This is a genomic window from Halochromatium roseum, assembly GCF_016653315.1.
GTDB lineage: Bacteria > Pseudomonadota > Gammaproteobacteria > Chromatiales > Chromatiaceae > Lamprobacter > Lamprobacter roseus.
Genome location: NZ_NHSH01000061.1, coordinates 142,476 through 168,036, shown reverse-complemented (window position 1 = coordinate 168,036; position 25,561 = coordinate 142,476). Strand labels below are relative to the sequence as shown.

Genomic DNA, 25,561 nt, shown 5'->3' with positions numbered 1-25,561 from the left:
ATCTACTTTAGATCCAACCGAGAACGTATTACTGATGCAGGGTTTCCCACTGCGATTGAGTAATCAGGGATTGCCTTAGTGACGACAGAGCCTGCACCGATAATACACTTTCTCCCGACGTCGGCCATAACGATGGCCCCGTTGCCAATCCAACTGTCTTCCCCTATTGATACCTTAATAAAAACGCCGCCCTGCTGCTGAATGGGGATTTGTAGATCAGAAAAATGATGCTGTTCGCGCCCGCTGACGATGTGGACGCCACTTGCGATAAGAGTGTTACAGCCGATTTCGCACATACCGATATTACTTTGTGGACCGATGTAGGTGCCGGAACCGATATTAGTATCCGCGTGAGAAAAAATGGTGCCGAAGCCGATAAAACAGTCAGGGTCGCATGCGGTCATCGTGAAACGGTAAAAGCCAATACGGATGTAACTGCCTAGTTTGCCTGGAAATAGGCTCAGGAATTGCGAAAAAGCAGCAAACATATCCTGTCGCAGACGCGCACCTATGATCCAATACAGCAGGAGCAAGGGAGATACTGAAACAACAGCCAAAAAGCGAACATAGGCCTTGAGTAAATTTTTCATGAGAAAGCCGACCAAACCTCAGTATTCAACGGATGAACATGTTGGATCTGAAAAGTACGCCATGAATAAGGCTAACATTAAAATCCCGATTCTGAAAATAGCAATCATTTCTAGCTTCCTTGTGCTGAGTATACAGATGGGGTTGGCTGTTTCACTTTTCTACTTATTACCTGACAATCTGCGATTGTCCATCACAGAAAAGATAGGGTTAAGATACCGATTTGAGAACTGGTGGTCAACATTTAACCAGCGGCAGAATCCGACACGTGAGATTGTCAGGGCGCCCAACTTTTCAGATAAGCCAAATCCATATATTGAAGGGGATTATCAGCCACGTGAATACAAAGAGACAGTTACTGTCGGTTCAACGGATGAGCTGGCAAAGGCTGTAAGCCGAGCAAACAGGGACGGCGGCAACATGAAAATAGTAGTTCTTGACGGAACCTATACGCTAAACGATACGCTTTACATCAAAAGCAATAATGTTGCAATAGTGTCGTTGTCTAAAAACCCCCAGAGTGTGATCATCCAAGGCGGAAGATTCAAAAATAGTGGCGTAGGGAATATATTAAGAATATCCGGCAGTCATTTTGTGCTTGATGGTGTGACATTACAAAACTGCAAATTGCATTTAATCCAAATTGCAGGAGAAGACAATGCGGATTACGTGGTGCTGCGCAACTCGATCTTTCAGGATGCCTATCAACAACTGGTCAAGGTAAGCTATGATTTAAATAAAAGTCCTGACATATCAGCTGATTGGGGTTTAGTAGAGGATTCGGAATTTAGATATTCGGAAGGTGTGGCGCCAAACTACTATACAGCTGCAATAGATTTGCATGCTGGAAACGGTTGGGTAATAAGAAAAAACACAATTAAAGATATTGCTAGCCCATCGGGTTCTGTGGCGCAATACGCTGTTCACATCTGGAATAATTCTCACAATAATCAAGTGATCGATAATGTATTTATTGACAATGATCGTTCAATAGGGTTTGGGATGGCAGCGAGAGCGCATCCGAACCTATATTACTCCAATCTGGGAGGAGAAATAGTTGGAAACAAGATTACGCATGCGGATAACGGGGATCGATTTGCAGATGTTGGGATTGGTATAGAAGGCAGCCCTAAAACCATCGTGCGGGATAACTGGATCTTTCACAAGCATAATTATCCGAACGCAATCGAATATCGCTTTCCGACTACATTCGACGTAGTCGTGGATTTTAATGTAGTAAACAAGAAAATCAAAGGTCGTAATGGTGGCCAGGCGATCGTTGAAAATAACAAGTTTGTCGACGATTAGTAGCAAGTATTGACGGGGTTATTTATTGAAAAGTGCGATCACACTCATGAGCCTACAATCCTACAACCTTCATGTGCGCTGTTTCATTACACGATAAGAGGTATCCGATGACGAACGACGACATCCAGAAGATTATATTCGACGCGCTTGCTATGGCGAACAATGGGCGCGAGGCTGATTCTCAGATTCCGCTATCGACGGAAACCCAGTTGTATGGAACGGGTGGACATTTGGATTCGATGGGGCTTGTCTCCTTCCTGGTCGACATCGAGGAGTCTTTGCAGGATAGTGGGATCTATATTTCACTGAGCGACGAGCGGGCCATGTCACAGCAGAACAGCCCGTTCCGAGACGTGCAAAGCCTATCAGGCTTCATCGTACAATTAATCGGCGAAAACTGATGGAAGTGCCTAAACATATATTGATCACTGGTGCAAGCCGAGGATTAGGTAGGGCGCTGGCAGAGCACTTTATTCATCGAGGAGATTTCGTCTACGGTTGTTCGCGATCTGACCAGACCCTTGATGCCGAAAATTATTGTCACTTCAAGGCCAATATTTCTTCGGAAAGTGACATCTCGGAGATGTTTAGCAAGCTGCGCAAGCAGACCAAGTACCTTGACGCACTTATCAATAACGCTGGTATCGCCAGTATGAACGCTTTCGCACTCACGCCGCTGGAATCGTTCACAAAGATATTTGCAACGAATGTGCAAGGAACCTTCCTTTGCTGCCAAAAGGCTCTCGGGCTGCTAAAAAAATCAGCAAATCCCAGGATCATCAATATGACAACTGTTGCTGTACCGTTCCAGTTGGAAGGTGAATCGATCTATGCATCGAGTAAGAGCGCAGTGGAAACCATGACACGTATTTTGGCAAAAGAATACGGAAGCTTCGGCATTACTTGTAATGCGATCGGCCCCTCTCCAATTGCGACTGATCTAATAAGAGGTGTTGCGATTGACAAGATTCAAAACCTTGTCAACCAACAGGCGATAAAAAAAATGGCGACAGCTGATGATGTGATCAATCTAGCGGATTTTTTCCTGCGTCCTGAAAGTGGCATGATCAGCGGCCAGATTGTTTATCTTGGGGGAGTGTCCTAATGATCGCTCATTTTCTAGACATTATGCGAAAGAATCCTGAGCATGAGGCACTCGTCTCATCCCAGTTTTCCGTAAATTATCGCGAATTACTAGAACGTTACGAACAGTACCGGTCGTGGATTGCACGGAACCGTATTCCTTCGGGCGCCGTGGTTTCCTTCGATGGGGATTACTCGCCGAATTCCGTTTCACTACTGCTAGCGCTTGCTAGCAATAAAAATATTGTAGTGCCTCTGTCCAATGACTCCCGGAACCACTTTTCTGAATTCCGGGAGATCGCCGCAACTGAGTATGATATCTCGCTCGACGGGAGCGAAGCCAAACTGCAACCCACTGGTCGCAACGCGGACCATCCGCTATATGAGCAATTAAGGGGGCGTGACAGTGCTGGGCTAGTGCTGTTTTCATCCGGTTCGACGGGCAAGAGTAAGGGAATTGTCCAAGACCTCGAAAAGCTAATGCAGAAATTCCGTATCCCTCGGAAGCCAATGCGGATGCTCATTTTCCTACAATTGGATCATATTGGCGGGATTAACTCATTGCTCTATTCGCTCGCGAATCAGGGCACAGTTATCGTGTCGGATAAACGGACTCCATCCAGCGTATGCAAGGCGATACAGGAATACAAAGCCGAACTATTGCCAACCTCGCCTACCTTTTTGAACTTACTGATGCTCTCTAGGGCACATGAAGAATATGATCTATCCTCCTTGAATCTCATTACCTACGGTACTGAGCCTATGCAGGAGAGCACCCTACAAAAGATTGCTAAGATCCTGCCCGATACCGAGTTGCACCAAACCTATGGATTGTCTGAGGTGGGGATTTTACGCTCCAAATCCCGCTCTACCGACTCTCTATGGCTCAAGGTAGGCGGGGAAGAATTTACGACCAAGGTCGTCAATAACACGCTATGGATCAAGTCGGATTCAGCGATGCTGGGCTATCTAAATGCACCGAACCCATTTGATGAGGAGGGATTTCTCGACACAGGTGACTTGGTCGACCAGGATGGTGAGTGGATCAAAATCCTTGGTAGAGCGAGTGAAATCATTAATGTAGGTGGTTACAAGGTTTACCCCGCAGAAGTCGAGAGTGTGCTTCTCGATATGCCGGATATCGATGATGTTGTGGTATTCGGGGAGGATCATCCGATTATTGGCAAGATAGTTGCCGCTAAATTCAAATTAGCGGCGTCTAAAACGCACAAACAATTGAAGGCCGAAATGCTCGGTTTTTGTAAAGACAAACTGCAGTCGTATAAGATACCTGGAAAAATCTATATCACGGATGACGAGACCTATAACGAACGCTACAAACGCATGCGTCGTAAAGAAAAGATTTAAGCCCTCAGCGGTAAAAGGTATGGGCTGAAAAGGCTGATTGAAGGCGCATGAAGGCTAAACGATAATTGCTTATTCTGGATGAAGGTCTGTTGAATTATGGCTAATGCAAAACATCAGGATTTCATCGACTTGATGAAAGTACTCGGCATGCTGCTAATTGTTGCTGGGCATATTATTGGTGATCCACAGAACGCTTACAACCTCATCGCACAACCAGCCTTCACTAAACAGATTGGTGTTGCTTTCTTTGTTTTCATCACTGGTTGGGGGCTGGCTAATAACCAACGACCAGCCGTTCGCGCTGTTTTTAACCGAATCTTCCCTTTTTATTTTTGGGGTATCTTTTTTGCTCTCCTTCTCAGTCTAATCAATTTATACATTAAAGGGGATGCGAATCTATCAAATTACATACCTTTCTTTTTTGGCGCAAATGTGTTTTTAAACTATTTTCCGGCTAATCCAACGACTTGGTACATCGGTGCCTACCTTCACATCCTATTGTTCTGGTTTCTATTCCTGAAAGGGAGGAGGGTAGGCCTGTCTCTTATTCTTGCGGCATTCATTGTAGAAAGTTGTGTGCGTAGCCTTTTGATATATCTTGACCAGAACTTTGTCGCCTATATGATTTTGCCAAATTGGATCACTGTATTCATGCTTGGAATGTATCTTCACAACAAGCAACAAAGCCGATCTTTACCTATCGCGTTTGGGCTCCTTTTTTTATGGGCTGTTTTCCTAGGAACCTGGGCTGCCTTGTCAAATTTAATACCCATGGGTGGCAGTTTCCCTTTTCAAACAATTAAAATTGATTCGCCTCTTGCGGTGCCAATTGAGTCGGTAATGATATCGATCATCTATATTGTCAACACATATTTCTTTTTTGAAATTGCTCGACGATTGCGCGGCCATCGAATCATATCGTATTTTGCGCGTGCTACGCTCATCATGGTTATTGTCCATATGCCAATTATTTATAGTATCCATGACCGGTTTTATACCTATTTTGATAATAGGCAAATCGCGCAGATTATATTGATAGGCTTAGTTTATGTTGCATCGGCAGTTATCGCTAACGTCTTACAGAAGTTTATTGACATCACAGCGTTAAGAGAGCTGTCGTGGAAATATCTCAGCAGTTTATATGCGCATACTTTTAAGAAGTAGTCCGAGTGTCATGACACTCGCAAGGCTGTGGTTGTCTATTCTTTTCTCAGTGCTTCTTTTGCCGGAAGCCTTGATGGCGAGCCAAGAAGGTAAGCATCTTTTTATTCTTTCTGGGCAATCGAACATGGAGGGTATGCATTATGAAAAGGATTTTATTCCACATGTCAAGAGGGCATTGGGCAAGCAAAGCATTATTGTCGTGTGGGATGCAAAGGGCGGTGAGCCGATTTCGCGCTGGTACAAAGATTGGTCTATGGTGTCCGGTAAAATTCGGCCGATTACGGGTGATTTATACAGCCGCTTGTTAGCAAAAGTCAGAAAGGTAACTGAAGGCAAGGAAATCAAGTCAGTGACCTTCATTTGGATGCAAGGTGAAACTGATGCCCTGAGCAGAGATGGGAGCGTTTATGGCTACAGCCTGATTGGTTTAGTCTCACAATTGCAGCAGGATCTCAAGCGCACTGATCTGAACGTGGTGATTGGTCGTATTAGCGATTACGGCATAACGAATAAGCGCTTGCCACATTGGACAAGGGTCCGCGAAGAGCAAGTTCGGTTTGCTAAATCTGCCCCATGCAGAGTCTGGGTCGATACGGATGATCTCAATGATGGCCTGAGCCGGAAGGGAATGCTCGTTCGCAATGACCTACATTATTCTGAACTTGGTTATGTCATATTAGGAAGACGGTTTGCAGAGAGTGCAATTAATTTGATCGAGAAACGGGCAAACCATCAGTGCGAGGCGCGCTGATAACAAATCTTTCACCTTAAAAGGATTATGATCAAAATAGATCACATAATACATAAAGTAAGACTGTTCCCAGTTTTTTCTGCTTTGTTCATCATTCTGTCAACCTACGGTTGCCAAGATGATGGACCGCGAGTATCACGTATTGAGGCCCGTCCAACCGAACCCAGTGTTACTATCAAACCTGGTGAGCAGGAACTCGGGCTTGGTGGTTGGCGTTGGGTGAATCGCGGCTTTCTCTGGCGGGATGGCACCTTATATATCCCAAAGGCCGCAACATCTGAAGAACCCCTACCTCTTCTTGTATGGTTGCATGGAGGGGGCGGTGAGTCCGACTCATTTAAGTTCTTTTTTCCGATCGCTGAAGAACTGAGTGTGGTGATTCTAGCTTTGGATGCACGCCACAACACTTGGGATGGAATCGACAGCCCGTTTGGCCCTGATGTTCTGTTTATTGATCTTGCACTGAAGCACACTTTTGCTAGGGTAAGAATCGATCCAAAGCGAATTGCCATTGGTGGTCTGTCAGACGGAGCTTCTTACGCCTTAGCAATTGGTCGGTCAAACGGTGACTTGTTTACTCACCTGATTGCCTTTTCGCCTTGGCGTTTATCCCCGCCTTCGCCTCCGATCGGCAGACCACTCATTTTTGTAGGGCATGGGATCAGGGATAATGTTTACCCCGTTCGGCTCTCTCGATTATTCACGGTTCCAGGGCTTAAGAAAGCGGGTTATGAGGTGATCTATCATGAGTTTGATGGGCCACATTGGGTCCCCGCGCCCGAGGCGAGGAGGATGATGGAGTGGTTGGTCCAATAAAACCCTTAACCATATATAACTACGTAGTTGCTTGTTCACTATCGCATCCGCACTGAAACCGCATCTTGAATATCGATGAGCCCGAGCGGTTTCCGATGTTTGTCGATGACGATAAGTTGGTCGATACGTTTTTCATTCATCATGGCCGTTGCTTCCTTCACCAAAGTTTCTGGTGGTATCGCTTTTGGGTTCCTTCCCATGTGCTTGTGCACTGGTTCGCTAAGGAATGATTGGCTAGTCCCGAGGCATCGCCGCAGATCGCCGTCGGTAAAGATTCCTTCAAGCTCGCCGTCATCGTTTACGACTACTGCTGCGCCTGGACGACCACGGGTATCGGTAATCTGATGCAGTACGTCACTACAGAGGGTGTCACTGGATACAACGCAGATCTCTTCATCTCGTCGCATAATTTCTGAAACACTGAGTAAAGAGCGCCCGAGCGAGCCTGCCGGGTGAAAGCCCGCGAACTCTTCTTCGGAGAGTCCTTTGATATCGAGTGCCGCCATGGCAAGCGCATCTCCAAGAGCAAGCATCGCGGTGGTGGAGGTGGTTGGGGCAAGTCCAAGCGGACCGGCCTCACGATGTTTGCCGAGGGCGAGCGTGACGGTCGAGTGGCGAGCAAGGGTTGAATCGCAATGTGCCGTTAGGCTGATTATTGGAGCTTCTACTCGCTTAAGAAACGGGAGGAGTTCGACAACCTCTTGTGTTTCTCCGGAGTTTGAAAGAAGCAGCGCAATATCATGTTTCGTGAAGCGCCCGAGATCACCGTGTACTGCTTCTGCCGGGTGGAGGTAGAAGGATGGAATGCCGATACTCGCAAAGGTTGCTGAGATTTTCATCCCGATAAAACCACTTTTCCCCATGCCGGAAACAACAACCCGGCCAACTTCTTCCACCTCAGAAAGTATGCGCACGGCTTTTTCGAACGAGTCCCCAAGTTGGTTCGCAATAATCGTCAAAGCCGTTGCTTCATCGTCGATAACCTCTTTTCCTATACGAAGAGTGTTGCTTGTCATCGTCTTCTCCTGGTGATACGGGAGGGTTCAAAACCACCCTGAGGTAAGTTTAGATTTTTAGCGCTGCCAGCTGGGTTACGAGACGCCTTGATACCCGCCCCATGCTCGGGGCCAATCGGGGTTGCAGGCCTTAAGTAGATTCGGTAAGCGCAGGCCGCAAAAAGAATCAACCAATAGAGAACTTCTGCCCTCATGCGGTCAATAAAAGTTGACGCAACCAGGAAGGAGATCAAGGCAGCTTGGAGAGCAGCCGCCAAATAATAGCGCTCAATATCCTTGATAGGTATTGCAGATTTCTTCACGGCTCGCAATTGAAGCCAACTGGCAGTCAGCATTGAAACAAAGAAGAAAAGACCAATATAGCCTGTCTGTGTCAATACTTCGAGCCAGGTAGAGTGCACTGCACGCCGCCTGCCACCGCCGGCAATGTAACCGGGTATGTAATCAATGGATTCTAAGAAGAAACCACGATAACCCTTACCGAACGGATAGTCGTAGGACATCCGGATTGCAGCCTTCCAAAAGAAGATTCTCGTAGCGCCGGTTTCCTCTTCGACAGTGGGTTGATGTTGTTCAAAAATTGTCATAAATCGATTAATGGCACTCTCGTCCAGCACCACCACCAAGGATAGCGCCCCGGCGATAGCGAGCCCCATCACCTTAGGCTTGATGGAACGATCTCCGCCTGGCGTTCGATATAAGGCATATAAATAGTACGCAGAACCCACCGCCATGCCCAGAAACGCCCCTCGACTGTTCATCAGAACCAGGCCATTGACCAGAAAGGCACCACACACGACCGAAGCAGCGCGTTCCAGGTGACTTCGTGCAGTCCAGAACTTGTGAAGCGCGAGTATCGCCGCCGGGAGTGTTGCTGCGGCGATACCATTAACTTCTGGTGAGTCGACGGTGCCTAGCGAATCAAGTCGGCCAGCGCTGGTTCGACCGAGGTGCCAGCCGTAGTAGCCTATGTAGGCGGCCGAGGCAATATACCCCCAGATGTAGGCGTTCAGTGCCTTGCTAGAGGTGCAGAGCGTGTAAGCCGCAAATACGATAACGACAGCCTTCACGTAATCGTCCAGCGCGATCAGGTGCAATGGCTGGCTTGATGCCCAGAAGTAGGTCAACGCGAACATCACAACCAGAAGGATCATCCACCGGAAAGCGGGAACCTGAAGTAGCCTTGTATCGCCCTTTTTCGAGGTGAAGATGGCCAGTGCAACCAGCAGTGTCGAGAAAATAAACGAGTAGCTAATATCTGGGATTAACGGGTACCACCACCGGCTGTTGTGATACATGAAGTAGATGATCTGATAGCCGATAAATGCCGCATAGGGTGCCGCAGAGATCGAGATGGCCATTGTGACCATCTGTGATAGATAAAAGACGAGAATGCTGATCAAAAACGCACTCCTCAGGAAGCGCTTCGATCAACCAAAGGCTGAGCGGATGCTTGCCCGACTCGTTCGCCAATTGGCGAAAACCAGGAAGTCATTAGAAGCCTTCACAACTCGCTGCTTGTAGTCATCGTGAAATTGTTCCTCATCAAGGCGCTGTGCAAGATCGAAAAAGGCTTCGTTATTGCTCAGCATCGCTGAGCGCAGGGCCTGCCTATCGCGATGAGAGAGTTTGTCACGATTGTCTGATCTCTTTAGGTTTGTTGCGGTTGGAGCGATAGAAGGCGTGTAGCCAAACAAGAAAAAGTCGTCTGCATAATAGTCAACCAGAGCGGCAAGCGATTCCTCGGAAAGTGAGGTATCAGGCGCAGCAGCGGTACTGTTTCTAGCGGTCGTGATATCGAAATCCGTGAGTGAAACCTTCTTGACGTACTGCCATGTGTTTTTGATCTCCTCGACTTGGCCGGTGAAGTTTGCCAGATACTGTCGCTTTGGAGCGAGGATTCGATGCTGGGGTTGGGCGTGATGTTCCATCTTTCTCACCGGAATGGTGAGCATGTGGCTGACCACCTCATCGATGCCCATCTCGGGCGTGAAACCGAGTTGCCGTAAGGCATCGAGCTCGAATCCCCGGCTTCGCGCCTTGATGAATTTATCTCGGTAAAAGGAGATGAACTTCTCTATTGGATGCCGGACGTAGGTAAATACAGGCAGGTCTGGGCGCGGCGCACTGGCGGGGCGCCAATGAGTCAGGCACTTGCCGATGATGCTGTGCTCGGTCACGTCATCAGGTGCCGTCGGGCATCTGCGCAGCAAGGCATGACTGATCGAACTGCTCGCAACTTTGGGTACCGAGAGGTAGACCAGAAACACGCCGGGGACAAACTTCACAAAACTGTGATTTGTCGGTCTCAAAATCATCGCAATGGGCTGCCTAGTTGCGGGTCAATCGTATCAGGATGCGGCGATCAGACGCCTCGGGCGCATGATTGCGGTGATCATTCGATTGCGCCAGCCGTTGGAATGGCCCAGCGAGATGAGCAGATCCGGGCGCACGGGTCGACGAATCCAGCGTACCAAGTCGCGCAGACTCCCGATGTGGGTCACTTGACTCGGCAGAGTCATGTCGTCTCGCTCAAATCCACCGAGAATCACTGTTCGACCACTCTGGGCCGACAGACCAGCCACGACAACCCGGCTATAGACAATGATGGCTGACTCAGTGTCAGGGTATGGGTCATCAGTGTGCTTGCTAGCGATAGAAGCTTGGGCAAAGGCTGCCAAATGCTCCCGGTTCCCGAAAGGATCAGTCTCATCATAGGAAAACAGTCCCTGCGACAGCAGCCTATTCAGAAATATCCAGAAATGTTCGCTGTCATAGGGTGGGGTCTGCTGCTGGAGCAGGTGGTCGCGGATCTGAGAGAGATCCCGCACATCCGAGGTGAAGGACTTTTCGCTATATACCGAATTTCCCAGCGTAATGACCGGGATATTCTGCATCAGGGCCTCCAAGCCGACGGTCGAGTTGATCACCAGAACCGTATCGACGGCTGTCAGCAGGCTGTGCAGCGTGTAGTGCCAGCTGCAATGCATCTGTGGATGATCACAGGCGGACTCGATCGCCAATCGACGTTTTTCGTCTTCCGGATGGGGCTTGACGATAACGTGGATGGGACACCCTTGAACGGCCGCTGACACACACGCAAGGAGGTCAAGCATGGATTTAACAAGCGGCGAATGCTGAACGATATTGGTATCGGAGTCGATCTGGCAGGGCAGCAGCACAACTCGCTCAGACTCATCGATCCCGAAATGACGGCGAATACTTGATCGGTCTGCCACCTCACCGACATTAACGATGGATTTGCCGCTATCGCCGAGCACCTTGAACGCGTCCTCCAGCAGCTGCCTGCGGCTTTCGGGAACTGAGTCGACGGGGGGGGCAAGTGGCCCCGCGAAGGCGCTCTCGTAGTTAACGCCCTGCTGATCGACAACGAGTGTCCCGGGTATCAGGCCGCGCTCGAGAAACAGGCAGGGGAGGTCGTGAGACTGCGCAGCTCGTGCCAGACACTTGGTCACAGCGAGTGTGCCATTCCAAGTGGCCACCAGTTGCGGCTTCAGGTCGGCAATCAATTGACTGTAGGCCTTCAGGAACTGCTTGACTTTCCAGTCCTTGTATTCTTCAGACAACCGGTCGGCTCCAGTCGGATGCGGATAGGGGTCCGCCGGAGTCCACAGCCAGTCTACCTTCAGGTCGAGATCGCCCAGATCGTCCTTCGGATCGAGTTCGGGATCTGGCAGGTCTCGATACGAGAGCAGCGTCTCATTGACGGTAAATGCCACGTACCCATCAAGTCCCAGCCGCATCTTCCCGGACGTGTCGGATGTCAGAAAATAGATCTCCGCCCCGCATTCGGCCTCGAGAAACCGCGCCACTGGCAGAATCAATTGCAGATTCTTGGCAGAGTGCCAAGTGAACATCAGTATACGGGGGCGGGGCTGGTCCAAGAAGTGGGATTCCTGATCGGGCAGCACTCCGCTGCATTGGGCGGTCGATGGGAGATCGGGCGTTTGCATAGATCTAGTTCAGTGGCTGAGCAGCTTCAATCGCGGGCACCGGCGGGACCTGACAGTCCCACGCCCGTTGTTGTAGGGTCTCATACGCAGGAGCGGCGACGGCCATTATCGCCTCGACCTGCGCCTCAGTCAGCTGCTTCTGCCATCCGAGTGGATCAAAATTCTGTTGGCGGTAGACGCTAAAGAACTCGGAAGATGAATCGCGGCTGAGTAGGGACTGCCTATTCGTGGGCGACCCGTTCAGAAACTCACCTGTCTGCTCTGTGAAGCTGATGCCGATGGCCTGCAGGAGCAAGGGCGTTGCTTGCTGCCTTGCTGCGTAAAAGGCCTCGTAGTCGAGGTAAATCGAAGTAATCGATTTTCCCATTTCGAGGTAGCGCTGGTTCTGCGCGACCCACATGGCAGCGAGTTGGCGTTCGATGGGCTCCTGCATCCAACCCTCGAGTGATGGCTCAACGGCCAAGGACCTCAACGAGGACTGATTGTGGGCGTGGAAAACCTTCAATTGCTTTGCCGTGGGCGGTTGCATTCTGCCGCTGGCAATACCCCGCAGGTGTGACGCAATGGCGCCGCAGGGGTGGCGAAACACAAACAGGCTCAGGTCAGGCGCAAGGCCCGCCAGTATGGAATCCAGGTTCACCGCAGAGCGGGTCTCCTTGATCAGGAGCAGGCTACCGCGGCCTCGCGGCTGATAGAGGGTCCGGTACAGCGGCGACAGCAGCTTCGGTAGCACATTGGTCGCCATCCACATCAGGTGATGCAGGCGCGGATTTGAAAGAACCAGATGATCTTTATCAAAGAAGGGAGGGCGGTCGGCTTCGTGATGGGCCGTGAGTGCCGTCTCGAGGACGGTGTGGCGCTCTACCTCGGTGATTCCGTGGTTTTGCTTGAGTTTCTGCCACAACTCAGGGGGCAGTTTCGCCCATAGCCTACCGAAGAACTCGTGTCGATAGATGACCTCAGGGCTCGAATTGATCAGATTCGAAAGCCAGGTTGTGCCTGAGCGTTGATAGCCAGCTAGGACCAGTAACCTCGTTAACTCAACCATAACAATGCATTTGGTGCGCCTTCGACCGCTGCAGTATGGGCGTTCCGGTATGAGCAGGCAAGCCCTGTTGCGCAGCATCGACTACGACGCACGGGGGCAGCGCGAAATGTGCATTGACCCCACATCCGGCGTCCGCTAACCTCTCACTCCGTCAGCCATGCTAGTGGTCATCCGGGTAGTCGGGTCTGCATTCTCATCGGTAGTTTTACACTTGGCTCACTCTGTCATCGTCATTCCGGCCCGCTTCGGTTCCAGTCGGCTGCCTGGCAAGCCACTGGCCAACATCAGTGGGCGCACCTTGCTGCAGCGGGTTTGTGACTGCGCATTGGCGGTCCGAGAGGGCGCGGTGCCAGTCTATGTCGCGACTGACGATGAGCGTATCGCAGCGCAAGCTCAACAGTACGGGGCCACCCCGTTGATGACGCCGAGCGAATGTCCATCAGGCACCGACCGGGTCCATGCCGCACTGGCCGCGCTCGCGCAGCCACCCAACTTCATCGTCAACATGCAAGGCGATGCACCCTTTACCAGCCCGGCGACGGTCTCCGCACTGCTCGATACCCTAGAGCAGGACAATACCGACGTCGTCACGGCCTACCAGCCCCTAACCTGGGACAAACTCGACCAATTACGTCGGGATAAGACAGACGCGCCCTTCAGTGGCACCACGGTCGTTGTCACGCCCAGCGGGCGTGCTCTGTGGTTTTCCAAGAACATCATCCCCGCCCTCCGCGATGAAGCGCGACGACGCGTCGAACACGCGCACCCCGGGGTGTTGAAACACGTCGGCATCTACGGCTATCGGCGTACGGCGCTCGAGCGAATCGTCGCCGCGCCACCATCCTTCTACGAACGCTGCGAAGGCCTCGAACAACTGCGTTTCCTCGAACTCGACATGATCGTACGGGCGGTCCCGGTGCCGGCATCGGACTACGCCTTCTCGCTTGGCGTCGATTCACCGGCCGATCTGGAGCGCGCGAACGCGATCATCGCCGCACACGGCGAACCACCTTGGGCGCCGCAATGATCACGCTGATCATCGCCCGGCACGGCAATACCTTTGATCACGGCGATACCCTGCTGCGCTGTGGCGCCCGCACTGATCTGCCCTTGTCGGCCAGCGGACAACGCCAGGCCCGAGCGCTCGGTCGCGAGCTGCAACAGCGTTTCCAACAGCTGGATGCCGTCTACGTCAGCCGCCTGCAGCGCACGCAGCAGACCGCGGCGCTGGCCCTAGAACACTTTGCGCAGTCCGTCGAGACCCACGTCAGCCCCGCGCTGGACGAAATTGACTACGGCCCCGACGAGGGGCAGCCGGAATCTACCGTCCTGGCCCGCCTCGGCCCAGCGGCGCTGGCGCGCTGGGACCAGCAGAACATCGTCCCACCAGGCTGGCACTGCGAACCCGACGCGATGATGCAGCGCTGGCGCGATTTTCTCACCCAGGTGACCATCCCCCAATATCGTGGCGCGCGCATTCTCGCTGTCACCAGCAATGGCACCGCGCGGTTTCTACCGGAGGTCGTCACGCGCCACGCGAGCTGCCTACCTGGCGAGGGCTTCAAGCTTGCCACCGGCGCCTATGCGCTGCTGCAGCATCAGCACGGGGAGTGGGCAATCGATAGCTGGAACCTCAGACCCGAGCGAGCTGACAAGAACACTTCCCTAACCGGCGCCGGCGCGCAACCCGAGGACAACCGATGACGATCAGGCTCGGCAATTTCCAGATCGGCAACACGCAGCCGCTCACCATCATCGGCGGCCTCAACGTGCTCGAGTCACAGGATCTGGCACTGGAGGTCGCCCAGGTATTCGTCGACACCTGCTCGCGCCTCGGCCTGCCCTACGTTTTCAAGGGGTCGTTCGACAAGGCGAACCGTTCATCGATCCGCTCCTACCGCGGATCGGGTCTCGAGGCGGGGCTGGAGATTCTGGCGGCGGTCAAGCAGCAGTTTGGGGTACCCGTCATCACCGATGTTCATGAACCGTTTCAGGCCGCCCCAGTCGCTGAAGTAGTCGACATCCTGCAATTACCCGCATTCCTGTCGCGCCAGACCGATCTCGTGACCGCACTGGCGGCCACCGGGCGACCGATCAATGTCAAGAAAGCCCAGTTTCTCGCCCCGGCCGAGATGGCGCACATTGCGCAGAAGTGCCGTGAAGCCGGCAACGATCAGGTCATGATCTGCGAACGCGGTACCCAGTTCGGCTACAACAATCTGGTCGTCGACATGCTCGGATTTCCGATCATCAAGCAGATGGGGCTACCGCTGATCTTCGACGTGACCCACGCGCTGCAGTTACCAGGCGGTCGCCCGGATTCGGCCGGAGGGCGGCGTCAGTCTGCGCTGGCCCTAGCCAAGTCGGGCGTCGCCCAAGGCATCGCGGGGCTCTTCCTCGAGACCCATCCCGATCCGGAACAGGCCAAATGCGACGGCCCCAGCGCACTGCCGCTGCGGATGCTGGATGCATTTCTCGGCCAGCTCGCGGAGTTGGACCGGCTGGTCAAGCAACAGCCGGAGCTTGCCATCCTCTGACGGCGCCTTCGACCTCCGGCTGCTCAGCGCAAGCGCGATCAAGGTCAGTTCTGCTCGCGCCGCAAGACTCGGAATAATTGGAAAGGGCAGCAGATTGATGTTGGCGAGCCAACGCAAACAATCACTTGCTTGAATCACGATGGAGCGGTAATGAGATCAACCGTTAGTAAACTGCTCAGGCTAACCAATCCCGGAAGCGGGAAAAGGCTTGTGCTGCTGATCCTGCTCATGATCATGGCGGCTTTCATGCAGGTGGCCGGTATCGCCTCCGTCATGCCCTTTCTAGCGCTGATCGGCGATCCGGATCTTATTCATTCGAATCCCGTACTGGCGTATGCCTACCAGTACCTAGAATTCGATTCAGAAAGAAGTTTTCTTTTTTTTCTCGGTATTGCTTCGTTTATCGCCTTTGTTCTCGGCACGGTACTCACCGTAACCACTCAGTGGGCGGTGACGATGTTCGGCGCCTGGCAGCAGTATTACCTATCCCGGCGGCTGATGCAGGACTACCTTCACCGGCCGTATGAATTTTATCTGACAAGAAACTCCAATGATCTTGCGAAAATAGTGCTCCAGGAATCGTCATTAGCAATCAATGGAGCATTGACACCTGCGATGCGCCTGCTGAGTCAAGCGCTGACAGCGATTGCGATCATCGCGTTCTTAGTTTTCATCTCGCCGATGCTGGCTTTTACCGTGGCTTCTGCGCTCGGGATCACTTACGGTTTGATCTACTTTATCTCTAAGCGCTGGTTAACAGCAGTAGGACGCGAGCGTGTCGCGGCGCAGCGCGAGCGGTTTGTCAGCGCTTCAGAAGCCTTTGTTGGCCAGAAGGAGATTCGTCTGCTGGGCCGCGAGAAGGACTATGTGGACCGCTTCGGAAAACCATCGAGGCGGCTTGCGAGCATTAACGCAAAAGCATCCCTGCTGTCGGATTTACCGGAGCATGCAATTGAGGCCATCGCATTTGGCGGTATCCTACTGCTCGTACTTTTTATGATGGCGGGCAACTCAAGCTTGGGTGGTATGCTTCCGATTCTCGGTGCTTACGGTTTGGCGGGTAAAAAAATCATCCCCGCTTTTCAAAAAGTGTTTTCCACCTTTGCCAGCGTGCGACTAAACATGCCGACCGTGGATAGCGTACTCGCTGATCTGAAGAAGATTGAAGCGGGAACAAGTGGTGCGCTGCCCTTTGAGAACGTAATCCCGCTGTCTCCCATCAGAACAGTGTCGGTATCGGGGGTGTATTACAGCTACCCTGGTACCGATAAATATGCACTCGAGAATTTGACGCTAGAGATTCCGGTCAATTCAACAGTAGGGTTCGTCGGACCGTCGGGGTCGGGTAAGAGCACGCTGATGGATGTCTTACTTGGTCTGTTGCCGCCCTGCAAAGGGGCGCTCAAGGTCGATGATATTGAGATCGATGCGAGCAATGTCAGGCGTTTGCAGGCGGCAATTGGCTACGTGCCGCAACACATATTTCTTGCCGACCAGAGTGTAGCGGCCAATATAGCCTTGGGTGTTTCCCCCTCAGAAGTTGACATCAATCGAGTGGAACGCGCAGCTAGGCTCTCGCATCTGCACGAATTCATAATATCTGATCTTCCGGATGGTTACGATACCCAGATTGGTGAGCGAGGAGTCCGTCTCTCTGGGGGGCAGCGCCAACGCATTGGTATTGCTCGTGCTCTGTATCGTGACCCCGCAATTCTTGTCTTTGACGAGGCGACAAGTGCTCTGGATAACGCTACTGAACGTGCACTGATGGAGTCGATAAACGAGTTGAGCGGTAGTAAGACCATCATCCTTGTAGCCCATAGGTTAAGTACGGTGCGGACCTGTAGCACCATCTATTTACTGTCGAAGGGTCGAATCGCAGAATGGGGTAGCTGGGATGAACTTAACAGCGAAGGAACACGATTTGCCAGTATGGCCAACGGCTAGAGTCCCTCAACTATCATCAACGTGTGCAGAAAGCTGGAGTAGTGCGCCAGACATGAATTATCTCTAAAATCTATGACTCAAAAAAATATCGACCTTAGCACTACCCGATAACTGAGGAAACGAAATGGACAAGTCAGCTATTGGGGCTATGATTAAAACATTTTATTGGCACGAGCGGATAAAGTCCCGCCCCCGTCTTGTTCTTGATCGTGTTATCCGCAAGCGTCCCTGGAACGATTTTAGGTACGGAAACGCTGGTGATATTTTTGCTATCAATATTTTAAATACCTTCTATCCCGGCCTTCCGGTTACGAATCTCACAAACGCACCAAGGATCTTATGTGTGGGTTCGATCGGCCACAATTTGCAACCCGGCGATGTTGCATGCGGCATCGGATGCAGAACGAGTGAACTGCCTAAAGTGCAGAAAGAGTCAGCATACATACATGCTTTAAGGGGGCCAATCAGTCTTGATATTTTTAGGAAGGCTGGTTACGACGTTTCGACTGTTAAATTCTTAGCGGACCCCGGGCTACTAATTGCCAAATATTCGTCTGAACGAAGCTCAATAGCAGGGCGGGTCATTTTCATCCCCCACTATCGGGAGCGTGATCGGTTTGCCCGGAACCTCCCGAAAGGCATTAGATATGTCGATATCGATAACCCGCCTCATCTCCTCGCTAAAGCGATAATGAAAGCAGAATGCGTCTATTCATCCTCCCTGCATGGGATAATATTCGCACATGCGCTTGGGCGGCCGTGCGTTTTTGTTAAGCCATCGACAAAGGAGCCGCTTTTAAAGTTCGAAGACTATTATTTGTCTATGGGGCTCTGTTTTCCTCGTCCGCTTGATTCGATTTTTGATGCTGATTATCTAGCTGCACCAACCTCACCGGTCGAACTCAGCGTCAAGTCATCAGAAATTGTATTCCCACCTTTCAGCTTTTTGGCGAATCGCGGCATTATTGAAGTGTAACCAAAAGTTTGGCCCCAGGACCTTACACCTGATCATATTCGGACGCGAGCGTGTGCCCCAAGATGGCCCGCTTACGGTATGAGGACTGAAAGGCGATCTATCTAGTCATCCGGCGCAAGCCACCACGCAACCCTCGGTGGATACCATGTTGCGGATGCTCGCTATCGCTGATGGCTTCCTTAACCCAAGGAGCGATGGCTTCCGGGGAGCAAAAACGCTCTGGATGGGACTACAGAACTACAATGGGATCCGGATTTCATGCTCGTGTTGGAGGCTCAGCACAGCGTCGGGGCGAGTTATGGGTAAAGTATGGCCCTTCTGATTATTCATTTATCTCACCCACTTCTTGAAGCCATCATAGATCTTCGATAAAGTTAATCCCTTTGAATATGCACCCTTATTTGCATGTGGGAATGGATCGCTGGGTATATCCTTTCCTAAGAAATTGCAGAGTTCGTTCCACCCACTCCCTTCTTCCCAATCAACAACAAGTAGATCACCTGGGCGGTTATGAAAGTAGCGCTCCACTTCGCTATTGTGTTTTTCATAACGTTCAATAAGTTGTGACTCTGAAACATTAGGGAATGGTAGTCCATACAAGGTACGACGTATTTCGTTTACCTCCTCCGATGCATCGGATTGTTTGTTAAGCATATTCTTGTAACTACGAATCCATTTTTCAGATTTTCTTTTTGTTAATACAAATTGACTGCCAGGAAAAGCCTCATCCAGTTGCTTGTACACAATTATCCATGGCCAGTCTTCAAAAGTATCCTTATTTTCTGCTAATGCTATTATTCTGGATAGATCACCTTTTCCTACGTCTTTTACCAGCTCAAGGTTTTGACTTTGGTGATCGAAACCCAATATTTGGAAGCACTTCCCTAAAGTTGTAGTCCCTGTCTTTGCCCAGCCGATACCAAAAATCTTGCTCATTTGTCTTCCTGTCTTTTTTGATTTATACACATAGCGCTGCGCTATCCACCGAAAAATTCCTGGCGGTGGCTGCGCCCGATCCACCTTAGCCCCAACAGATTTCTGAGGATCTGCTTCGGTCGCCTGATGGTCGACCCGTTCAGCAATGCCTGGTGCAAAATCGTAGACGTCCCGCTGTGCGATCCGGTATTTCCTACCCGGTACACTGCGCCACGGAAGGGTAGAGGAAGCAGAGGCGTGCCGCACGCGGCGAGTTTTTTGTCGATGCGATGATGGCTGCCAAAACTGTCCTTGATCCATTCCAAGTCGGCTTCTTCAAAGGTTTCGGGGATTTCATACAGATCGCGGCGCACGATTAGGCAGGTTCCGCATTTATGATTGAAGTCGTTATACTCAAAAAGATAACGGCCGCCATCATTCCAGAGCCATCCGCGTGTTACCACCCAGCCGTTGGCGGAAGGGTTTTGAGCCACATATTCCGTGATGCGGTTACTCACCAGATCATCGTCGTCGCAGATCATGGTATACCGGCTTTGCCGGGCATCCAGCATCCCGGCAAGAACCCGCCGGCCTTTGTCTGCACGAAAGGCGTCCAGAAAAGCCGCTTTACCTCCTTGTCCAAGTTCATGCAGATCGTTGGGCGGAAATGTAACGCGGCAGATCGAGAATTTATCCGGCAAGGGCGGAAGAACAGCTCCCACATTGGCGACTACGATACCGCGCCAGTCGGGATGCGTCTGGGCCGCAATGGAGCGGACGGTCTCTGACAACTTGCCAGTCAGTGCGTCCCAGTCACGTGCGTTATCTTGGTGACGTACCGGTACTATAAAGGTGAGAAGCGTCATGGGGTTACTAGAAATGCGTGCAGTTTTCGGCCTGCGACTGCGCCCAGGCGATACCGTCCTCGAGCGAACTAGCCAGGTAAGAAAAATCCGTTCCACCCGAGAAGGCCGCCAGGTACCCACGGACCTTACCATAGTTGTTGTCGAGAACGGCGTGGGGCCGCCCCAGCAGCAGGGAACATATGTGAACATGCAGCCGGTCCGTGACGATCGCGCGGGCGCGCGAAATCTGCGGAATACCACGCTTCATCAGGCGTTGGTTTGCAGCGGCGTTTAGCATCCGGAACCTGCGTTCGGCTGGCTTGCCTCCGGCCAGAGCGGACAGCCAACCCCATCGCTTGACACGGTCGACCGAACGGCGATTCTCCGTAATCCAATCCTCCTGCGGAATGTCCGGCCAAGCCCAGGCCGAACTTTCGCACGTCTTCCGGGCAGACTCGCGATCGTCGCGTAGCATCGCGAGGACGGGAATCGAGGTCTCCGGGCGCGAGAGTGGTCCGATCGCGAAGGCCATGTCGGGGCAGAGGTGTGCGGCGCAGTTGAAGTGCTTCTCGGCGAATTCCAGCGATTGCTCGTCGCGCACCAGCAGGACGAAGTCACCATGCCGATCGATCGCTCTGGCGGAGGCGTCGATCCGCTTTGCATCATTGAAATGGATGGACTGCGGAAACTGGATGATCCGACGGTCGGTCAGCTCAGTGAGCAAACTTTCGCGGAACCCCTGGTGGCCGGGCCAAATATCGCCAAAGGTTCCGCCGCCTTGAATGAAGACCGGACCGACTGGAACACGGCGGCGCAACTCTGCAGCCGAGAAATCCTTCCTTCGAGAGACGTAATCTGGCGTCTTGCCGGAGAAATATTTTCGCAGGTATGCGATCTCGCCCAGCCAGATTGCCGAGTCCCCGCAGTTCCTGATGTCCGGGAAACCCAATATCGCTAAAGGTTCATCCGGAGAAATATAATGCTTCAGGATGCCGTGGATCTGGCGTTCGAGGTCAGAGATCAGTTCGAGACGCGAGAGGTGAGCCATTGTTGCCTTCTACTGTGGAAGCGGCCTTCGGTGACATGCTCTGTCTGAGGCCGCACGCTGAGACCGCAGTGTTGCGGCGAAATGAACAATAAGACGGACTACCTTGACATTCGCTGCCATGATGAACATGGCAACTCGATGGCAAAACCGCGAATCAATCCGTTAGCACTGCGCACGGTACAGGTAGGTTGCACTTGATGTGGGGACCACTACGCTAATGCCTTACCTGGTGGGGTCTAGACCAGATGCGCAGAATCGGTTGAGATTCGCGAAAAATTAGATGTGCTTTTTTATTTTTTCTAAAATTCTAAAAAATGATTTCTTTTTAGGAGCAACATTCTTTTTGGGGAAAGGGACTGAGGGTGTTGGAAGGTTCAGGAAGGGACAAAGTTTTTCCCAACCATCGCCTTTTGTGACATCAAAAACTAAAATATCATCTTTTCTGCCTTCGAAGTACTGATTAACTTCATCGTAGTGCTTGGTATACTGATTTTCCCAACCATTTCTGTCTACATCTAACCAACTAATATCTTCATCTGGGTTTTTTTGTTTTCTCTCTTGGTTCCTTTTCACGTGTTTTTCTCTACTATTTAGCCAGCCTTCTAAATCCCTAGTGTTTAGTATAAATTTACTACCTGGGTACTGTTTGTCAAACTCTTTAACTATATCGACAGTGTGTACACCTTTAGCCCAATCAGAAAACGCATCATACTCTTCCAGGCTTTTGAGGATATTTTCTCCTGTCAGGTAGTTATTTTTAATGACGTCTTTGATGTTTATGCCTTGATCATCTTTAAGATGCACGCTTTTTAAGCCTAGAATTCTAAATGCTTCATGTAAAGATGAAGTTCCTGTTTTGTTTAACCCCACGCAAAATATTTTTTTAGTCATGTTCATTTTTTCCTGCTAAATGTGATGTAGTCGCAGTTTTTCGGTAAATCGAAGGGTGTCGAATATTTTCTTTTTTAAAGTCTGTGGAAAATAACCAAATTCAGTGTTTAAAAGTAACCATTTATTGGTAAAGCCGGGGGTTTTGAATTCATGAGTCGCTAACAGTCGAAATTTGACGCCAGCGCCGCCCCACGGATTTGGACCGCCAAATGGGTCTGGTCAGGAAGAGCCGAGGGGATTACTTGATTTATTTAACCTGAATCAAACTCACCTCGCCGCGCAATCTGCGTTTAACTTGTGCTCGAATTCCCTGCACTGGGTCATCAATGGCAGATTTAAGTAAGAAAGATAGAGCCGTGGATAGAAGGGCAGTGGCTAGGAAAAGTATCAAACCCTGCCAATGTAAACCGCGCGCTACAGCCCCACCTGAAACCACTACAATAAACAGAGCAACTCCCCAGTGGGACAGATAGATGGGGTAGCTGTAGTAGCCAAGCTTCGAATCAAATTTTTCGCTGATACCAGCCAAACCCTGTTTGGCAAGCACTACAGTGACTAGCGCACTAAGCGCGATGTTGACCAACCAGGATATCGGCGTGTAGAATCCGAGCCATGATGGGTAGAAAAGCGCAAGTATAGCTGTGAGGTAATTAATTCCAATAAGTGCAAAGCAGTTCCAGGCGTGCAGTACCCTCCTGAACCGTTTAAGCCAGCGGGCTATTGGCTTAATGTAGAAATAGATTGTTGCACCAATCGAAAATGGTAATGATCCGGCGGCGAGCGCTGAGTATCGGTAATCGTAAGGTAGAACCAGGGCATAGGTAGCAACAGTGTAGACAAGACTTACGACAAGCCAAATAAGACACAGCGTCCTGCTCTTCGATATGCCGATCGCAATAAGAAGGTAGAAAAGCAGTTCCACCGTTAGCGCCCAAGTTGCCGGTGCTAGCCGCGGTTTTACTTCCCCTGGAAAAAAATCCAAGTATATCAGAGATGCATTTTGCATCCATGACAGGAAGTTATTCGGCTGATAAATCGCGCTGCGAAAGCCAGCCGAAACCTCGTCCCCCACACTCGCAACCAGCAGGCTGCTGAGTAAGAGGATGCTCCAGTAAAGCGGGTACAGACGGAGAAATCGGTTAACGGCAAAGCCCCGGGCACCCTTCAATGTGTAGCCGTAGGTACCGTGCATGATCGTGGTCATGAGATAGCCGCTGAGCACAAAGAAGCCCTGAACGGCAAAATGCCCCACTATCGGTACAGTGAGAATATGGTGAGCGACAACGACCAATGCGAGGGCTGTGCGGTAGAGTCCGAACATAAAACATCCACCCCATCAAGATAACTGTTGGCCGATCCGATCTATGTTCGCTACCGTTGCATTTCTATTTCCATAAGCTGGGCACCGACTTGGAAGTATAGATGCGCCAAATCTGCGCATCAAGTCTAGAAATCACTCAACTGTTAGCAAAACGCTTCGGCGAACCCTTTGCGTCGATCCACCTGCATCTTGCACTCGCTGACGCCAAGACCTAGTCCTCTGGTTTAGACCGTGCCTTACAGCCCCTGTGCGCTCGAAGATATCTTTTTCGATTAACCAAGCGGAAGAAGCCGCACCGTCATGCATGTCGGACGATTGCAACATTGCTACTGTCTCGGGCTTTGATCGAGCAGCGCCGCGCTTTCGGCGCTCACAAGCGATCCGCCTGGCGCAGTTAGTGCATCAAGGCAAAACAACTTTGGTTCCTTCCAACACCTCACGCAGATTCCCGGCCAACGCCGTCTTCGCTCCCTCATCCCCATGCACCAAGCGGACCTCAGCCGGCGCTGTGGGAATGCCGGTGACAAACTCGATCAAATCCCGCTGATCCGCATGCGCTGAGTAGCCGCCGATGCTGTGGATCTGGGCGCGGATGTCGTAGCGCTCGCCGTCGAATATCACGTAGCCTCCGCCCGGGCCGTAGCGCTGGATGTCTCGCCCGGGCGTGCCCTTGGCCTGGTAGCCGACGAAGAGCACATCATGGCGCGGGTCGCCAAGCATCGCCTTGAGATAGTTCACCACCCTGCCGCCGGCGCACATGCCGCTGGCGGCGATAACCACCGCGGGCTGGCGGCTGTGGGCCAGGTAGTTGACCATGTGCATGTGGTCGGCGTGCTCGTCGACGGTGACCAACTGCTCGAAGGCGAGCGGGTGGCGGCCTTGTTGCAGCCGGTCTTGGGCCTCGTCGTCCCAAGCCTGGCGCAGGCGCCGATAGCCTTTGGTGAAATCGGCGGCCAGGGGTGAGTCGAGCACCACTTGCAGGCGCTGCCAGTGCGCGCGTGCTTGTGCGCCATCCTCACCATGGCGGTGGAACAGGCCTTCGAGCTCGTAAAGGAGTTCTTGAGTGCGCCCGATGCTGAAGGCCGGGATGAGGACGGTGCCACCATCAGCGAGCGCGTGTTCGATCACCGCACGCAGGCGCTGGACGCGCGTACTGCGGTCTTCGTGGCAGCGGTCGCCGTAGGTGCTTTCGAGCACCAAGATGTCGGCCCTCTCAGGCGGCTGCGGTGCGGGGAGCAGCGGTGTGTCCGGGGCGCCGAGATCGCCGGAGAAGACGATGCGTTGGCGCTGGTCTGGAACCTCGATCTCCACATAGGCCGAGCCGAGGATATGGCCGGCGCGCTGCAGGCGGATCAGGGGTCCGCCGTCGGTCGACTCGCCGGGCTCGCTGGCCCGCTCGAGCGCGACGACACCGCCCTGCCCGTCAAGCCGGTGCCATTGCCCGAACGGCAGCGCGATGATGCGACTTTGCAGCATCGCGAGCACGCGCTCGATCAGGCGCTGATCGCGGGTAAAGCCGACTTTGAGCGCGTCCTCGAGCACCAGCGGCAGCAATTCGGCAGAGGCGGGGCTGGTGGGGATCGGACCGTGGTAGCCAGCGGCAAGCAAGTACGGCAGCCGCCCGACGTGGTCGATGTGGACGTGGGTGATGATCAGCGCCTGGATCGGGGCGATGTCGAAGCCGATCTGCAGTTGGTTGGCACGCGCGCCATCGGTGCCGGCCTCGTCGCCTTGAAAGAGGCCGCAGTCGATCAGCAGCGACTGGTAGCCAGGGGCGCCCTGGGAGTCAGGGCCGACGGCAGCCGCGTATCGCAGCTCGTGACAGGAGCCCGTGACGCCGGTGGTGGCGCCGTGGTGATGGATTTCAGGGGTCATGCATGTCGCCTAATCAAGTGACTCACCGTTCCTTGCGCAAATGTCAGGGATTGGACCACACGCGGGGCAGCAGCTTGTTTCAGCGGCGCC

The 25,561-nt window shown here is 52.1% G+C and carries 25 protein-coding genes; 13 read left to right on the top strand and 12 right to left on the bottom strand.

Annotation, left to right across the window (positions count from 1 at the left end; all coding sequences use genetic code 11):
- Positions 1-2: 2 nt before the first annotated feature.
- The gene (locus CCR96_RS14345) at positions 3-590 is read right to left on the bottom strand and encodes an acyltransferase (protein WP_201220794.1); all 588 of its coding nucleotides are present in this window, start codon (positions 588-590) and stop codon (positions 3-5) included.
- Between CCR96_RS14345 and CCR96_RS14340 the strand changes: the two genes are divergently transcribed.
- The 7 genes from CCR96_RS14340 (at position 589) to CCR96_RS14310 (ending at position 7,078) form a co-directional block, all read left to right on the top strand.
- Complete coding sequence (locus CCR96_RS14340; RefSeq protein WP_201220793.1) at positions 589-1,896, top strand: right-handed parallel beta-helix repeat-containing protein; 1,308 nt, start codon at positions 589-591, stop codon at positions 1,894-1,896. The two genes, CCR96_RS14345 and CCR96_RS14340, sit on opposite strands and share 2 nt — an antisense overlap.
- A gap of 107 nt (positions 1,897-2,003) precedes the next feature.
- Positions 2,004-2,297, top strand: coding sequence for a hypothetical protein (locus CCR96_RS14335; RefSeq protein ID WP_201220792.1), 294 nt, complete (start codon positions 2,004-2,006; stop codon positions 2,295-2,297).
- Positions 2,297-3,001 carry an SDR family NAD(P)-dependent oxidoreductase gene (locus CCR96_RS14330; RefSeq protein ID WP_201220791.1) on the top strand — a complete coding sequence of 235 codons (705 nt, stop codon included), beginning with the start codon at positions 2,297-2,299 and terminating at the stop codon, positions 2,999-3,001. Before CCR96_RS14335 ends, CCR96_RS14330 begins: the two co-directional genes overlap by 1 nt.
- A complete protein-coding gene (locus tag CCR96_RS14325) occupies positions 3,001-4,347 on the top strand; it encodes an ANL family adenylate-forming protein (protein ID WP_201220790.1) in 1,347 nt (448 codons plus the stop codon). The genes CCR96_RS14330 and CCR96_RS14325 overlap by 1 nt, the downstream gene beginning before the upstream one ends.
- A gap of 96 nt (positions 4,348-4,443) precedes the next feature.
- The gene (locus CCR96_RS14320) at positions 4,444-5,511 is read left to right on the top strand and encodes an acyltransferase family protein (protein ID WP_201220789.1); all 1,068 of its coding nucleotides are present in this window, start codon (positions 4,444-4,446) and stop codon (positions 5,509-5,511) included.
- 10 nt (positions 5,512-5,521) lie between these two features.
- Positions 5,522-6,262: a sialate O-acetylesterase gene (locus tag CCR96_RS14315; RefSeq protein WP_201220788.1), complete on the top strand. Its 741-nt coding sequence runs from the start codon at positions 5,522-5,524 to the stop codon at positions 6,260-6,262.
- A 27-nt stretch (positions 6,263-6,289) separates the two neighbouring features.
- Positions 6,290-7,078 (top strand): alpha/beta hydrolase, encoded by a 789-nt coding sequence (locus CCR96_RS14310; RefSeq protein ID WP_201220787.1) that lies wholly within the window; start codon positions 6,290-6,292, stop codon positions 7,076-7,078.
- A gap of 38 nt (positions 7,079-7,116) precedes the next feature.
- Here the strand turns inward: CCR96_RS14310 and CCR96_RS14305 are convergent, their stop codons facing one another.
- The 5 genes from CCR96_RS14305 to CCR96_RS14285 form a co-directional block, all read right to left on the bottom strand.
- A complete protein-coding gene (locus tag CCR96_RS14305; protein ID WP_201220786.1) occupies positions 7,117-8,094 on the bottom strand; it encodes a KpsF/GutQ family sugar-phosphate isomerase in 978 nt (325 codons plus the stop codon).
- Positions 8,091-9,497 (bottom strand): O-antigen ligase family protein, encoded by a 1,407-nt coding sequence (locus CCR96_RS14300; RefSeq protein ID WP_201220785.1) that lies wholly within the window; start codon positions 9,495-9,497, stop codon positions 8,091-8,093. The genes CCR96_RS14305 and CCR96_RS14300 overlap by 4 nt, the downstream gene beginning before the upstream one ends.
- Before the next feature lie 27 nt (positions 9,498-9,524).
- The gene (locus tag CCR96_RS14295; protein ID WP_201220784.1) at positions 9,525-10,382 is read right to left on the bottom strand and encodes a sulfotransferase family 2 domain-containing protein; all 858 of its coding nucleotides are present in this window, start codon (positions 10,380-10,382) and stop codon (positions 9,525-9,527) included.
- Positions 10,383-10,445: 63 nt separating this feature from the next.
- A complete protein-coding gene (locus CCR96_RS14290) occupies positions 10,446-12,068 on the bottom strand; it encodes a capsular polysaccharide export protein, LipB/KpsS family (RefSeq protein WP_201220783.1) in 1,623 nt (540 codons plus the stop codon).
- Positions 12,069-12,072: 4 nt separating this feature from the next.
- Positions 12,073-13,194, bottom strand: coding sequence for a sulfotransferase (locus tag CCR96_RS14285; RefSeq protein WP_201220782.1), 1,122 nt, complete (start codon positions 13,192-13,194; stop codon positions 12,073-12,075).
- Positions 13,195-13,327: 133 nt separating this feature from the next.
- Between CCR96_RS14285 and CCR96_RS14280 the strand changes: the two genes are divergently transcribed.
- The 6 genes from CCR96_RS14280 (at position 13,328) to CCR96_RS25585 (ending at position 18,898) form a co-directional block, all read left to right on the top strand.
- On the top strand, positions 13,328-14,143 hold the full coding sequence (locus tag CCR96_RS14280) for a 3-deoxy-manno-octulosonate cytidylyltransferase (protein ID WP_201220781.1): 816 nt from the start codon (positions 13,328-13,330) through the stop codon (positions 14,141-14,143).
- Complete coding sequence (locus tag CCR96_RS14275) at positions 14,140-14,820, top strand: histidine phosphatase family protein (protein WP_201220780.1); 681 nt, start codon at positions 14,140-14,142, stop codon at positions 14,818-14,820. The genes CCR96_RS14280 and CCR96_RS14275 overlap by 4 nt, the downstream gene beginning before the upstream one ends.
- On the top strand, positions 14,817-15,653 hold the full coding sequence (gene kdsA, locus CCR96_RS14270) for a 3-deoxy-8-phosphooctulonate synthase (protein ID WP_201220779.1): 837 nt from the start codon (positions 14,817-14,819) through the stop codon (positions 15,651-15,653). The genes CCR96_RS14275 and kdsA overlap by 4 nt, the downstream gene beginning before the upstream one ends.
- 150 nt (positions 15,654-15,803) lie before the next feature.
- The gene (locus tag CCR96_RS14265) at positions 15,804-17,600 is read left to right on the top strand and encodes an ABC transporter ATP-binding protein (protein WP_201220778.1); all 1,797 of its coding nucleotides are present in this window, start codon (positions 15,804-15,806) and stop codon (positions 17,598-17,600) included.
- Between the two features lie 124 nt (positions 17,601-17,724).
- Complete coding sequence (locus CCR96_RS14260; protein ID WP_201220777.1) at positions 17,725-18,576, top strand: polysaccharide pyruvyl transferase family protein; 852 nt, start codon at positions 17,725-17,727, stop codon at positions 18,574-18,576.
- A 145-nt stretch (positions 18,577-18,721) separates the two neighbouring features.
- Positions 18,722-18,898, top strand: a complete 177-nt coding sequence (locus CCR96_RS25585) for a hypothetical protein (RefSeq protein ID WP_420827273.1) — start codon at positions 18,722-18,724, stop codon at positions 18,896-18,898.
- 8 nt (positions 18,899-18,906) lie between these two features.
- Here the strand turns inward: CCR96_RS25585 and CCR96_RS14255 are convergent, their stop codons facing one another.
- From CCR96_RS14255 to CCR96_RS14230, 6 genes are all read right to left on the bottom strand, one after another.
- On the bottom strand, positions 18,907-19,512 hold the full coding sequence (locus CCR96_RS14255) for a sulfotransferase family protein (RefSeq protein WP_201220776.1): 606 nt from the start codon (positions 19,510-19,512) through the stop codon (positions 18,907-18,909).
- Between the two features lie 41 nt (positions 19,513-19,553).
- The gene (locus CCR96_RS14250; protein ID WP_201220775.1) at positions 19,554-20,357 is read right to left on the bottom strand and encodes a hypothetical protein; all 804 of its coding nucleotides are present in this window, start codon (positions 20,355-20,357) and stop codon (positions 19,554-19,556) included.
- A 7-nt stretch (positions 20,358-20,364) separates the two neighbouring features.
- Positions 20,365-21,384 (bottom strand): polysaccharide pyruvyl transferase family protein, encoded by a 1,020-nt coding sequence (locus tag CCR96_RS14245; protein WP_201220774.1) that lies wholly within the window; start codon positions 21,382-21,384, stop codon positions 20,365-20,367.
- A gap of 276 nt (positions 21,385-21,660) precedes the next feature.
- Positions 21,661-22,275 (bottom strand): sulfotransferase family protein, encoded by a 615-nt coding sequence (locus CCR96_RS14240; protein ID WP_207191972.1) that lies wholly within the window; start codon positions 22,273-22,275, stop codon positions 21,661-21,663.
- A 247-nt stretch (positions 22,276-22,522) separates the two neighbouring features.
- Positions 22,523-23,596 (bottom strand): acyltransferase family protein, encoded by a 1,074-nt coding sequence (locus CCR96_RS14235; protein ID WP_201220772.1) that lies wholly within the window; start codon positions 23,594-23,596, stop codon positions 22,523-22,525.
- Positions 23,597-23,998: 402 nt separating this feature from the next.
- Positions 23,999-25,471: an MBL fold metallo-hydrolase RNA specificity domain-containing protein gene (locus CCR96_RS14230; RefSeq protein ID WP_201220771.1), complete on the bottom strand. Its 1,473-nt coding sequence runs from the start codon at positions 25,469-25,471 to the stop codon at positions 23,999-24,001.
- Positions 25,472-25,561 lie beyond the last annotated feature (90 nt).

Bases quoted from the DNA above. Each gene is read 5' to 3' on its own strand.
- CCR96_RS14335 (WP_201220792.1), top strand. From the start codon at position 2,004: ATGACGAACGACGACATCCAGAAGATTATATTCGACGCGCTTGCTATG.
- CCR96_RS14315 (WP_201220788.1), top strand. From the start codon at position 5,522: ATGACACTCGCAAGGCTGTGGTTGTCTATTCTTTTCTCAGTGCTTCTT.
- CCR96_RS14260 (WP_201220777.1), top strand. From the start codon at position 17,725: ATGGACAAGTCAGCTATTGGGGCTATGATTAAAACATTTTATTGGCAC.
- CCR96_RS14290 (WP_201220783.1), bottom strand. From the start codon at position 12,068: ATGCAAACGCCCGATCTCCCATCGACCGCCCAATGCAGCGGAGTGCTG.
- CCR96_RS14325 (WP_201220790.1), top strand. From the start codon at position 3,001: ATGATCGCTCATTTTCTAGACATTATGCGAAAGAATCCTGAGCATGAG.
- CCR96_RS14310 (WP_201220787.1), top strand. From the start codon at position 6,290: ATGATCAAAATAGATCACATAATACATAAAGTAAGACTGTTCCCAGTT.
- CCR96_RS14305 (WP_201220786.1), bottom strand. From the start codon at position 8,094: ATGACAAGCAACACTCTTCGTATAGGAAAAGAGGTTATCGACGATGAA.
- CCR96_RS14255 (WP_201220776.1), bottom strand. From the start codon at position 19,512: ATGAGCAAGATTTTTGGTATCGGCTGGGCAAAGACAGGGACTACAACT.
- CCR96_RS14265 (WP_201220778.1), top strand. From the start codon at position 15,804: ATGAGATCAACCGTTAGTAAACTGCTCAGGCTAACCAATCCCGGAAGC.
- CCR96_RS14230 (WP_201220771.1), bottom strand. From the start codon at position 25,471: ATGACCCCTGAAATCCATCACCACGGCGCCACCACCGGCGTCACGGGC.
- CCR96_RS14275 (WP_201220780.1), top strand. From the start codon at position 14,140: ATGATCACGCTGATCATCGCCCGGCACGGCAATACCTTTGATCACGGC.
- CCR96_RS25585 (WP_420827273.1), top strand. From the start codon at position 18,722: ATGTTGCGGATGCTCGCTATCGCTGATGGCTTCCTTAACCCAAGGAGC.
- CCR96_RS14320 (WP_201220789.1), top strand. From the start codon at position 4,444: ATGGCTAATGCAAAACATCAGGATTTCATCGACTTGATGAAAGTACTC.
- CCR96_RS14240 (WP_207191972.1), bottom strand. From the start codon at position 22,275: ATGACTAAAAAAATATTTTGCGTGGGGTTAAACAAAACAGGAACTTCA.
- kdsA (WP_201220779.1), top strand. From the start codon at position 14,817: ATGACGATCAGGCTCGGCAATTTCCAGATCGGCAACACGCAGCCGCTC.
- CCR96_RS14250 (WP_201220775.1), bottom strand. From the start codon at position 20,357: ATGACGCTTCTCACCTTTATAGTACCGGTACGTCACCAAGATAACGCA.
- CCR96_RS14345 (WP_201220794.1), bottom strand. From the start codon at position 590: ATGAAAAATTTACTCAAGGCCTATGTTCGCTTTTTGGCTGTTGTTTCA.
- CCR96_RS14245 (WP_201220774.1), bottom strand. From the start codon at position 21,384: ATGGCTCACCTCTCGCGTCTCGAACTGATCTCTGACCTCGAACGCCAG.
- CCR96_RS14285 (WP_201220782.1), bottom strand. From the start codon at position 13,194: ATGCTGCGCAACAGGGCTTGCCTGCTCATACCGGAACGCCCATACTGC.
- CCR96_RS14330 (WP_201220791.1), top strand. From the start codon at position 2,297: ATGGAAGTGCCTAAACATATATTGATCACTGGTGCAAGCCGAGGATTA.
- CCR96_RS14340 (WP_201220793.1), top strand. From the start codon at position 589: ATGAGAAAGCCGACCAAACCTCAGTATTCAACGGATGAACATGTTGGA.
- CCR96_RS14235 (WP_201220772.1), bottom strand. From the start codon at position 23,596: ATGTTCGGACTCTACCGCACAGCCCTCGCATTGGTCGTTGTCGCTCAC.